At 62.4% G+C, this 11,548-nt stretch carries 10 protein-coding genes and 1 pseudogene; 4 read left to right on the top strand and 7 right to left on the bottom strand.

What is annotated here, in order from left to right:
- A partial coding sequence (locus ABEI27_RS10610; protein WP_375799378.1) for a metal-dependent hydrolase occupies positions 1-295 on the bottom strand: 295 nt, incomplete at its 3' end.
- Between the two features lie 154 nt (positions 296-449).
- On the opposite strand from ABEI27_RS10610, the gene ABEI27_RS10605 reads away from it, so the two are divergent.
- Together ABEI27_RS10605 and ABEI27_RS10600 are read left to right on the top strand one after the other, a co-directional pair.
- On the top strand, positions 450-1,394 hold the full coding sequence (locus ABEI27_RS10605) for an NAD-dependent epimerase/dehydratase family protein (protein WP_375799377.1): 945 nt from the start codon (positions 450-452) through the stop codon (positions 1,392-1,394).
- Positions 1,395-1,498: 104 nt separating this feature from the next.
- A complete protein-coding gene (locus ABEI27_RS10600) occupies positions 1,499-1,663 on the top strand; it encodes an HVO_A0556 family zinc finger protein (protein WP_375799376.1) in 165 nt (54 codons plus the stop codon).
- A 161-nt stretch (positions 1,664-1,824) separates the two neighbouring features.
- Here the strand turns inward: ABEI27_RS10600 and ABEI27_RS10595 are convergent, their stop codons facing one another.
- From ABEI27_RS10595 to ABEI27_RS10585, 3 genes are all read right to left on the bottom strand, one after another.
- Positions 1,825-2,940, bottom strand: a complete 1,116-nt coding sequence (locus ABEI27_RS10595; RefSeq protein WP_375799375.1) for a glycosyltransferase family 2 protein — start codon at positions 2,938-2,940, stop codon at positions 1,825-1,827.
- 610 nt (positions 2,941-3,550) lie between these two features.
- Positions 3,551-4,474, bottom strand: coding sequence for an NAD-dependent epimerase/dehydratase family protein (locus tag ABEI27_RS10590; protein WP_375799374.1), 924 nt, complete (start codon positions 4,472-4,474; stop codon positions 3,551-3,553).
- Positions 4,475-4,585: 111 nt separating this feature from the next.
- Positions 4,586-5,161, bottom strand: a complete 576-nt coding sequence (locus ABEI27_RS10585) for a hypothetical protein (protein WP_375799373.1) — start codon at positions 5,159-5,161, stop codon at positions 4,586-4,588.
- Between the two features lie 309 nt (positions 5,162-5,470).
- On the opposite strand from ABEI27_RS10585, the gene ABEI27_RS10580 reads away from it, so the two are divergent.
- Entirely contained in the window at positions 5,471-6,688 is a 1,218-nt protein-coding gene (locus ABEI27_RS10580) for a winged helix-turn-helix transcriptional regulator (protein WP_375799372.1), read from the top strand.
- An 18-nt stretch (positions 6,689-6,706) separates the two neighbouring features.
- Here ABEI27_RS10580 and ABEI27_RS10575 read toward each other — a convergent pair whose 3' ends face one another.
- Positions 6,707-7,834, bottom strand: coding sequence for an aminotransferase class V-fold PLP-dependent enzyme (locus ABEI27_RS10575; protein WP_375799371.1), 1,128 nt, complete (start codon positions 7,832-7,834; stop codon positions 6,707-6,709).
- A gap of 168 nt (positions 7,835-8,002) precedes the next feature.
- Here ABEI27_RS10575 and ABEI27_RS10570 point away from each other — a divergent pair, with 168 nt between their 5' ends.
- A complete protein-coding gene (locus tag ABEI27_RS10570; protein ID WP_375799370.1) occupies positions 8,003-8,983 on the top strand; it encodes a metal-dependent hydrolase in 981 nt (326 codons plus the stop codon).
- Between the two features lie 259 nt (positions 8,984-9,242).
- On the opposite strand, the pseudogene ABEI27_RS10565 reads toward ABEI27_RS10570, so the two are convergent.
- Positions 9,243-10,547, bottom strand: a pseudogene (locus ABEI27_RS10565) (RNA-guided endonuclease InsQ/TnpB family protein).
- A gap of 168 nt (positions 10,548-10,715) precedes the next feature.
- Positions 10,716-11,548: DUF4397 domain-containing protein (locus tag ABEI27_RS10560; RefSeq protein ID WP_375799369.1), on the bottom strand; the 833-nt coding region annotated here is incomplete at its 5' end.

The raw sequence follows: 11,548 nt of genomic DNA, 5'->3' as shown, positions 1-11,548 counted from the left end.
ACAGGTGACTCACAAGCCCGACCGACAACGCGACGGCGAGGTCCTCGCGGTCGTACCGTCGCATCACAGAGAAGAACAGAATCGAAATGACGACCGCGGCAAACATCGAGTGACCGATCGCTCTGCCGTCAAAGATATCCAACCACCAGTTGAGCGGCTTGTCGACGAGATCCGGCAGTTGTGTCCCGACGGCCAACAGCAAGACGGCTTGGCCTGCGGGTGCGCTTCGCTGCAGAAGATGCGTCCCGAACGTATACAGCAAGTATCCCACTGCGAGGTGGCCCCAGGGAAGCATCCGTGTGTCTGTGGAAGGAGTTAACAGATATTTAAACTGTCGTGATAACGGACACACACGGAAGCCACACCCACCCAGGAGTTGCTTTTTGAGGAGACGCTCTGCAGACCGTCTGTATCACAACCTTCTTTCGGGCAGTTCGTACACATCTGCTATGGACCTCATCGACAACCGTATCCTTGTGACGGGCGGGGCCGGACTCATCGGTTCACACCTCGCCGCCTCCCTCACTTCCGACAACGAGGTCGTCGTCGTCGACGACCTCTCGAAGGGAACGAGAGACCGCGTCCCCGACGGCGTCGAATTCGCCAGGGCCGACCTGACGGACAAAGGCGACGTCGCCCGCATCGTCACCGAAGACGTCGACGTCGTGTTCCATTTAGCGGCGTACACGGACACGAACTACGAGAAGCCCCGGCAACTCTTCGAGGAGAACTCCGAGATGACGTACAACCTCCTCGAGCGAATGAACGACGTCGGTGTCGAACACTTCGCGTTCACCTCCTCGTCAACCGTCTATGGCGAAGCCCCGCGACCGACGCCCGAGGATTACGCCCCGCTGGAGCCGATATCTATCTACGGCGCGTCGAAACTCACCGACGAAGCACTGCTGTCGACCTACGCACACTCCTATGGAATGACGGCGTGGTGTTTCCGCTTTGCGAATATCGTCGGCCCCAAGCAACGCGGCAACGTCATCCCGGACTTCATCGAGAAACTTCTCGAAAATCCAGAGACGCTCGAAATCCTCGGCGACGGCCGCCAGGAAAAGTCGTATCTCCACGTCACCGAGTGCGTCGACGCCATCTGCCACGTGGTCGAACAGGCGACCGACGATCTGAACACCTACAACCTGGGAACGCGAACGACCACCGCTGTCAACCGAATTGCCGACATCGTCGCCGACGAGATGGACCTCGATCCGGAGTACACCTACACCGGTGGCGACCGCGGGTGGACCGGCGACGTGCCGAAGATGCGGCTTTCCATCGAGAAACTCGCCGCACTCGGCTGGGAACCGCGCCACTCCAGCGACGAGGCAGTTCGCCGGGCGACGCGCGAACTCGTCGCGGAACTCCGGGCCGAAGAGAGCACGTAGCGCCCGGCGTTCGGTTTGTCTTCCCCGCTAGATTCGATGTTCGTTCCTGTCAGATAAATTGTGTTTGGTAACTATTATGCCCGCACAGCGACTCGGTTAGGCCGATGTCAAAAGACAGTACGGCCACCAGCGACCCCGAACAGCTGCTCGACCGCCTCGACGATCCATCCTGTCAGTACTGCGACGGCGCCCTCGACACGGGGACGTACAAGGGGTCGGGAGCAGTGCTCTGTCAGGACTGCGGGACGCCCGCGATTCGCGTCTGGTGACCGTCGTCGGGCCATCTCCCGGCGCGTTCGAGCGCTTCGGGAACGCACGATTCGAGTCTGTATACTGATTCACCACCGGACTTGGATCTCGAACTAGCGAATATGATGCGCACGCATAGCCCCCTGCAGTCACGGCTTTTGCCCCCGCGAAAAGAGTGAATTCACTGCCGATCGGTGACGGTGCTCATAAAGAAGGCGTTGAACACGGTCTGCGCCCCGACGACAATCGCGGTGAGTGCGATCACGTCGCCGACCACCATCGGCAACCGCTGGAAGCCGGTGGCCGCCCACTGGATCACCAGCCAGGTCGCGTACACTGCACCCGCAGTGAAGATGACCAACCCGACCGTCGACATCCGCTCGAGATTCATATGTTCGACGGCGGCGGTGGTGATGGGGTCGCTCGGCCGCTGAATCGGATCGCTCGTGATGGTCGCGAACATCCCCATACTCGCGACCTGATAGGCGAGTAATGTGAACAGCGACCCGGCAATTGCCGAGTGAGTCCCCAACGTAATCGGCCCGAACGACGCCCGATACGACGCTGCGATCATTACCGCGACCCCGAACAGACCCATCACTGCTCCAGGGACTGAAAAGAGGTAGTTCGGCGCGTTCAGGAGCATAAACCGGACGTGTCGCCATCCGTCCTGGAAACTCTCGAGCGTCGCCTCGCCCTCCCGTTCGTGGTACGTGATAGGAATCTCCTCGATTGTCAGATCCTGCGCGCCCGCGATCATAATCATCTCCGACGCGAACTCCATTCCGTTCGTTTCCAGGTCGAGTTCGTCGAGCACGTCGGCCCGGAACGCCCGGAAGCCCGAGTGCGCGTCGCTGACGCCCGCCCCGTAGAAGACGTTCAGAAACTTCGTCAGGAGGGGGTTACCGACGTACTCGTGTAGCGCGGGCATCGCCCCGTCTTTGATCTCGCCCTCGAGACGACTGCCCATCACCATATCGGCCTCCCCACGGACGACCGGATCCAACAGTTCCGGGAACTGTTCGAAGTCGTATGTGGTGTCGGCGTCGCTGATGATGATGTAGTCACCCCGACAGTGTTGGAACGCATAGCGGTACGCGTATCCGTATCCCGCTTCGTCGGGTTCGACGACAATCGCCCCTGCGTCGCGAGCGATCTCCGGCGTCCGATCGGTCGAATCGTCACTGATGATGACCTCCGTCGAGTACCCCGAATAGCGGACGGCGTTTTTCACCAGTTCGATGCACGTCTCGATGCCCTTCTCCTCGTTCATCGTCGGCATCACGACGCTAACCATCGGCTCGACGTCGCTATCCGGTCCGACGAGTACCCCCCGTCGTCACCCGGCGACTGGACGCCGGCTGCCCGCTGCCCTTTCGATTGTGTGGAGACCATATTTCCAGTTTGGTCGCGTCGGACGGTCGTGGGTCCGCGTGATCTCGTTTCGAATCAGCAACCCCACGGGGCCGCGACCGATACCGACGGTCGTTCACCGTCTCCGGCCACGACCGAAGTCCCTGCCTCCGGCCCCGATATGCTTCAAATCCAACACGTGAAGCAGTCGTCAAAAGTGTTTCTCCGCTAACTGATTATCGAGCGAAAAAACATCGCGCTGCTCGTGGTTTGTCAGGCAAACACTCGGCACTCCTCACGAGTCACTTCCCTCTACCCCTCAGATTCAACAGTACGACAAATATTATTAATAATGCTGATTATCGAAAGGGACATTTGTTGGGTCTATACAACCGCTGAACAGTGGATGCTTAACCGGACCCGCCCCATCCCGACCGAGTCGGTTCGACACGTCTCCGATAGGATCACGCCGCCTGAGGCGTGACTGCTATCACGGTATTCGATAGGAGAACACATCGATCGCGCTCGGCGCTGTCCGCTCCCCGATTGCACCGTTATGATCCGTCGAGATACGGCTCACAAACTCGGCGGACGCCTTCGGCGAAGCCAATCTGCGGTTCCCATCCCGTCGCCTCGCGGATCTTCGAGATGTCCGCACACGTGTCGTGAACGTAGTTCTCCAGCGGAATCGGCTCGTAGGTCGGCTCGACGTCCGTTTCGAGCACGTCGTTTATCATCTCGACCATCTCGTTGAACGAGTACGGGTCGCCCGTCCCGAGATTGTAGACGCCGGTCAGTTCTTTTTCCGCCGTCCGTGTTAGCCCCCGGACGATGTCCTCGACGTGCGTGAAGTCTCGCGTCTGGCTACCGTCACCCCACAGCACCGGAGATTCACCGCTCGCGATCCGATCAGCGAACTGCGAGATAGTGTTGGCATACTCGCCTTTGTGCGCCTCGTTGCCCCCGTAGCCCTGGTACACGGAGAAGAACCGCATTCCGGCGAGCGAGATGTCGTCGTAGAAGTCGTTGTAGTACTCGGCGTACCGCTCGCGTCCCAGCATCGAGGCGTCGTACCCCGTCGACGCTTCGAGGTCCGTATCCTCGGGGCTGGGTTCGGTCCGACTCCCGTACGCCGAGGAAGTCGACGCGTACACGAACGTCTCACAGCCGTCAGCGTACGCCTGTTCCACCACGTTCACGAAGCCCTCGATGTTGACCCGTGCGCCCTGCCGCGGATTCTCTTCGAGCATCTGCCGGGAGGACAGCGCCGCGAGATGATACACCACGTCGACGGCAGTGGGGAGGTCGTCGTCGAGGACGTCCGCCTCGACGTACTTGACGCCATCGACGAGGTTCTCGGGGGTTCCGAGATAGCCGTTGTCGAGCGCGATGACGTCGTTGTCCGCCGCGAGGGTGTTCGCGAGGTTCGAGCCGATGAATCCCGCACCGCCCGTGACGAGGACCCGTTCGTTCTGCATACCTACGAGGAATTCACCACTCCCAATAAACCTGTATTATGTAGTCGGCATCCCTGGTCTGGCCACAGCGCGTCGGGCGCTGTCGCGACGTCGTCACACCACTGACCGTGTTCAGTCCAGACCGCTTAAAAATCCGCCCCCGCCATCGCCTTCCTGATCGGCGGGTTCGGCCGGTTGCTGTTCGTCGCCACGACCGGCGTCGATCGAGTCTTTGTCGTCTCGCTCCGGGGCATCGTCTTCGTCCTCGACCTCGGCCGACGGCGTCTCGGCGTAGCAGGTGATCTCGATTGTCTCACTGCCGTGGTCGGTCTCGACGGACCACATCCGTCCGCAACCGAGCAGCGTTCGCCAATCGTCGCCGGTACGCTGGGAGACCGAGACGAGAATCTCGTCCGTTTCGGCGTCGCGGCCGGCGTACTCGACCCGGAGGAGTTCACCGTAGACTTTGAGCCCGGACGGGGTATCGAGCCGCACCGGCGTCGCGTCGGTTTCGCCGCGCGGACCCTTGACGACCACCTCGACGAATGGGACGTCCTCCTCGGGGGTGGAGTAGGTGACTTCGAGCGCGTTGCCGGCGAGTTCGACGTCGGTGAGGTCGACGAACGAGGCCGACCGTCCCGTCGCGTCCGCGACCCGCTGCCGAAGCGGTTCGAGCGGCAGTCGGACGGTGTCGGAGCCTTCGGGCATCTCTTCGAGGCTCTACAGCGGGAAGACGTATGACTCCACCGACGTGGTGCCGGATTTTGGGGATAGAAATTGTCGAACCTGCCACCTGGGATAGACCCCATATCACGGTGCTTCGCGCACCCCCAGGGCACGAATTGGCAAAAAAACGTCTATCCTCAGGGATCCGTCATACACATATTATATATGGACATATGCACCCATTACTGTAATTGAGACTGGTGGTATTCTTACTGTGCGAATATTTTAATAGCAGATACACAGAGTTGTTAGTGCAGTGTAATTGTCAGCCAGACAGCCAGAAAGGGAACTATGAGCAAGTCAGATGACCACTCAGCCGGTCAGAAATCGCTCCGACAGTGGCGGATCCTGGATCTCGCTGCCGAGGAGCCAGGGGCATCGTTCGCGGAAATCGCCGAGCGGGTCCCGAGCGCCACAGCCGACCTCGTCGAGTACGTCCTCGAGGAGTACGGTGATCCGGCCGCTTCGGAGGGGGCATCGACAACTGATTCGGCTGATGGAGAGACGGCCGCTGACGAAACGGACGACGCAACCGACGACAAGACGACTGATGGACAGTCGTCCGAGCAACCGCCCGAAGAGATCTCGACTGAGTCACAGGACAACTCCTCGGCGATGGCGTCAAGCGGATCGACCCCGGAGAAGTCGGCCTCGAGTCCGGAAGACTCGTCGTCTGCACCGACGCTGAGCGACCCGAATCCCGAGACGGAGGAAGAAGCCCACGAAGGGGAGTCTGCGGCAGCCGACCGAGCGGAGTCCGCTCTCGCGGAGCTCAGCCCCGAGGCGTTGTCCACGAAGGAGCGCGAAACGTTGCGTGCCATCTACGAGCGTCCGTCGGCGACCCAGCGAGAGATCGCCGAGGCCCTCGACGTGTCCCGTGCGACGGTGAGTAATCGAATCCGTGGCATCGAGGGCTTCGAGTGGGCAGACAGGCAGTCGCTCGTGAGTGAGGCGTTCGACGGCGACGGGGAGCGGTCGTCCGCTGCTGATAATCGCGCGATCGCGGACGGACCTTCGCCGGACGGGTCTGCATCCGACTCCAACGTCGAATCCACATATACGGCCGACGCCGACTCCAGCGGCGGATCCAACTCCACTATCGGCACCAACGCCAGTATCGAGTCCAACTCCACTGTCGGGTCCGGCAACAATGTCGACTCCGACTCCACCGCCGACTCCGAAGCGTCTGCAACGTCCGATTCCTCCGGTGCGGCTGTAGATCCAGGGAACGCCGCTCGGCTCGCGGACTCGATCGAGGAACTCTCGACGCGCCTGGCGGCCGTCGAAGAGCGCTTCAAGCAGTTCGACCCCAACACCGACAGCGGAGCCAGAGAGTCCGACTCCGAGTCGTCGGCAGACCCCAGCGCCGGCTCGCCGTCCACGTCCGACTCTACCTCTGGCCTCGACGATCCCGAACTGGTTCACAAGGTAATTCGAGCGTGCGTGCACGATGATGAGGTCACGGAGGACGAGGAGCGTCGGATCGTCGGGGAACTGCTGGATTCGTAAGTTCCGACTCTCCGCTTGCTACCAGCCGACCTCGTCGAGCCCCGCTACCAGCCGATCGACGTCCTCTGGTGTGTTGTAGACGTGCAGCGACGCGCGAACCGCGCCCTCGGGGCCGGGGAGCGAGCGAACCACCACGTCGTACTCTGCGTTGAGCCGTTCGACGGTCGTCTCCGGGTCGTCGACCCGCACGGTCACGAGTCCCGATTCGGGGTCGCGAGGGCTGATCAGCCGCCCCGGTGGGACGCTATCGACAAACCGGTTCGCGAGGCCATCGATGTGCGATTCGATCGTCCCCATCCCGACCTCTTCCAGTAAGTCGATAGATGCCGAGAGGGCGGCGTACGGCGCGGGGCTCGTGGTTCCGACCTCGAAGCGGGGCGCTCCCGTTTCGAGCTCGTAGTCGTCGGGGCCGGCCTCTTCGACCCCACGGTAGCCTATCTGGCCGGGGTGGAGATCGCCCGCGACATCACCGTTGACGTAGAGGAATCCTGCGCCCCAGAGTCCCATCATCCACTTGTGGCTCGCCATCGCGACGGCGTCGGCGTTCCACTCGCTTACTTCGAGCGCCGTCTGCCCGGGGACCTGGACGGCGTCGACGAGGACCCGCGCACCGGCGTCGTGCGCGTCCGCAACCAACTCCGCGACCGGCAGGTGCGTCCCGAAGTTCCACGTGAGCGCGCTGAGGCAGACCAGTTTCGCGTCCTCGATCGCCTCGCGATAGGCATCGCGGTCGATTCGACCCTCAGTTGTCGGGACGACGCGGACCTCGCCGCCGTAGCGCTTCAGGCGCTGCCACGGGAGGACGCCCGCCGGATGCTCCAGATCCGTCCGAACGACGACGTCGCCCGGTTCCCAGTCGATCGCCGAGGCGATGCGGTTGATCCCGTCGGTCGTGCTCTGGGTGAGCGCGATCTCCGTTTTGTCGGCCCCGACGAACGAGGCTACGTCGGCACGGGTCGTCTCGTACAGATCGAAGGCGTAGGGGTACGGGCCGGGATCGCCGGCGGCGTCCCACTCGTGTGCTTCCAGTGTTCGCTGGGCGGTTTCGACGATGGAGCGCGGACTCGGCCCGCTCGCGCCCGTATTCATATACCGAACGTCGTCGAAAGCCGGTACGACGTCGCGGACGTCGGCTGGCGAAGTCATCACTCCTTCATCGCTCCATCGTCACTTAGTCTCTGGCGACGTGGAACCGTGCCGAGTCGATCCTGTGCGAACGTGGTATCCACGAGCGCGACGCGGTACCGCGTCTCTCGGTATCACGTATCTCATCAGGCGAGGTGCTTATATTTGCAGGGCGCGCCAGTATGATGCGTGTTCGTTGGACACGGGATGCTGGCGTTCGCCCTCGCGGCGCTGTTCGTCGAGCGGCGAGGCTGGCCGGCACGCCGTGCGCTCACCTTTGGCGTCGTCGCTGGCGCGTTCGCGACACTACCCGATGTCGATATCGCGTACGCGTTGTTCGCTATCGACGGGATAACGGTCGTCAGGGCCGCCGACCCCGACGCGTTCTGGAGCGCCGCCAACCGTGTCCATCGGTCGATTACTCACTCTGCGGTCGTCGCCGCCGTCGCCGGCCCCGCGTTTGCGCTCTGGACGACGCGGTCCGTGGAGAACCGCCGAGCGGTTTTCGCTCGAGGGCTCGGCGTGCTCGTGCTCGCGGGACTCTTCGGTGTCGCGATCGCCGTGAGTGGGTCGCTCGGCGGAATCGTGATGGGCGCGTTCGTGCTCGGCGGGGTCGCGCTCGCGCTCGTCGTCCACCACTTGACGTCGCTGTCGGCGCGATCCGTCGCCCTGGCGGCGACGTTCGGTCTGCTCGTGCATCCGTGGGGCGACCTCTTCACCGGGGAACCTCCGGAACTACTGTACCCGTTCACCGTGACCGTATTCGATGGCCGAATCGCGCTCGCGGCGGACCCGACGCTGCACCTGCTCGGGGCGTTCGCGGTCGAACTCGCGACGATCTGGGTCGCCATCTTCGTCTTCGCCCACCTAACCGGCCGCTCGATCGGGAGGCTCTCCGATCCGAGTGTGACGCTGGGGGCGGCCTATGGCGTCGCGCCGCTGCTCTTCGTGCCGCCGACGCTCGATGTCTCGTACCACTTTGTCTTCTCGATCCTGGCCGTCGGGGTGGGCTGTGCGGCCCTCTCGTGGGCCCGGACGGCGTCGCGGCCGCTCTTCGGCTCCCCGGTGCGTCGGGCGGGTGCGTCGGCTGGACTCTCCTTCGTCGTTATCGCGCTCGCGGGCGTCACAGTGGCGCTCGCGGGGTACACCGCGGTGTACGTGGCGCTCTGAGGGGAGGGGGGTCGCGGCGACGCTATCGCTCCTCGGTTGGGCCTCGAAAAATGTCCACTGGACGAAGCACCGACGTTCGCTCAAGTACCCCTACCCGCGCGCTCGTCGGGGCGACGTCCGCTAACCGTACCGGACAATCCGCCGAATTCGGTAAAAGTCTTGTGTAACCGTCTGACGCTCGTCTGCCGGGGTCGGGGCGACGGACTGGCGGCGACGGAGCCGACCGGACTGGGAGCGCGATGGATCGTGGGGTGCCTCGTCAGTGACCCACGACTGAAGTCGTGAGCTTGTCAGTGGACTCCCCTTCTGCCGTCGAATCGACGGAGGCGGTGTAATCGCCGTTCAAGTTCAGCGTCCCTGACTTCAGCGCACACTGACGGGGTGCGCCTCCACTCGAAGGCGTCTGCCCCGAGTGGAGCCGCTTAAGCAGTTTCCGAGCGATGTTCTTGCTCGCGTTGTAGTCCGCGTTCAGTTCGTACTCGCACTTCTGACACACGAACCGGTGTTTCGACCGCCGATTGTTCTCGTGGGTAAACCCACACGACGACACCGCTGGCTCGTGTACGCCGGACTCACCTGCTCAACCGCGACATCACCCATCTCGGCTTTGTACTGGATGTACTGGAACAAGCGTCGGAACGCCCACGCGTGGAAGCGTTTCGCACCCGCCATTCGGTCGCGGATGTCAGTCAGGTTCTCGAATGCAATGTGCGTACACCCGTGCTCGCGGGCTTCCCTGAGAATCTGATTCGAGGCGCGGTGCAGTTCGTCCTGCATCCAGCGATGTTCGCGGTCGTCCATCGACTGAATCGACAGGTGTGCCGACCGCGTGCCTGCTTGTTGCATTCCCCCGCGAGTTGTCTCGAATTCTCGACGCCGATGGTTCATCTCGTCGGCGTTTCCGATGAATTCGCCTGTCGACGTTACCGCAAGCGACCCATCCACATTTAAGTCGACGCCAAGGACTGTTCTGTGCTTGGCATCGGAGGAATCACTCGTAGACCGCGTTTGCTCGTCACCTTCGATTCGGCGCATTCGCGTGTGGAGATAGAACGACCCCGTTTGTCGATCGTACTGGAGCGTAGACATCCGGAACTCGTAGTCGTCGTTCAGCAAGTACTCGCCGATCGGTGTTCCCGCGGGATCGTCGGGAAGCACGTACTCGCACTCGACACGACCGTTTACCGTAGATAGGGATACGTGTTCGCGGTGGAAATTTGCACTTCGCTTATCATAGACGATGCTCCAGGCATCGAAGTGGGGTTGAGTGGTGGTGTCACCGTTCTTGAGACGAGCGACATCGTTTTTTGTGGCCCTCGATCGCACGGCGAATCCCCTTCTGTACGAGGTTTGCAGTCAACTCCGTGTCGGATCGGAGTTGCTCGTAAAGAGCCTTCTCGGCTTTCTGTTTGGAGGTTATGCAGTACTCATCTGGGTGTCTCCACGCCCATTCTGCGGTCGTGTTCGCACAATAGAAGAATTGATTTTTTGTGTGATGGAGGTCGTCGCACTGCTTGTCAGGGACATCGAGTTTGACTTTGACGGGTCGAATCACGTCCCCCATCCCGTATATCACATATATATGTGGCTTTTTAAAGAAATATTGGGTTACGTTCGGGAGTCAGAGAGCGATCGCTCGTGGATTGATTCGACTCTCGTCGGCTTCCGCCCACGACTGAAGTCGTGGGCTCCCGCCTTCCATCTGTGTGAGTCGCGCTCCGAGCCGGTCAGCTCACATCATCTCGCCGCTGGCGTCCTGTGCGACGAGCAGATCGAACGGCGTGTCGTCGGGTTCGTCGTCGGGCGAGAGATAGCCGGCGGCGAAGGCGGTGTAGACGGTGCCGCCGTTCAGGCTCACGTCGAAGTCGGCGACGACATCGCCGTCGTTGCTCTCGGTGTCGCCGCGGATCTCGACGGTGTAATCGCCGCCGGGAACCTCGACGTAGCCCGAGCCGCCGTAGGGGACGCCGTCGAAGAGGAGGTCGCCGGCCGCGACCGTCACGTCGACGGCGGGGGCGTCCGGCGACGCGTGGACGACTCTGAGCCGCGCTGTGTCGCCGCCGGGAGCCGAGTTGCCGTCTTCGAGGACGAGCGGCTCGAAGGGTTGGTCGGCCATCTCGCCGATCTCGCCGACCGCCGCGAACGTGTACGGCTGCCCGGACTCGACGGTCACGTCGCCTTGGAAGACCGACGTGTCTGGATCTCCTGCGGCGGTGATCTCGACGGTCCTCGTCCCCGCGGGCACGTCGAGATAGCTGCTCGTGACCCCGAAGGCGACGTCCTCGAGGACGGCGCTCCCGTCGACGGAGACATCGACGTTGGGGGCGTTCGGCGACAGATGCGCCACGCGAACCGAAGCGGGAGCCTCGTCAATTCCGCCGTCCGACATCCCGCCCGTGTCCTGCGACAGGAACAGGTCGAAGGGCGTGTCGGCGGGCTCGTCGTCGGGCGAGAGGTAGCCCGCGGCGAACGCGGTGTACACCTGATCGCCGGCGAGATCGACGTCGAACTCGGCGACGACGTCGCCGTCGTTGCTCTCGGTGTCGCCGCGGATCTGGAGGGTGT

This window comes from Halobellus sp., assembly GCF_042218505.1.
GTDB lineage: Archaea > Halobacteriota > Halobacteria > Halobacteriales > Haloferacaceae > Haloquadratum.
The sequence above is the reverse complement of the archived record's forward strand: the minus strand, read 5'-3'. Positions and strand labels throughout refer to the sequence as shown.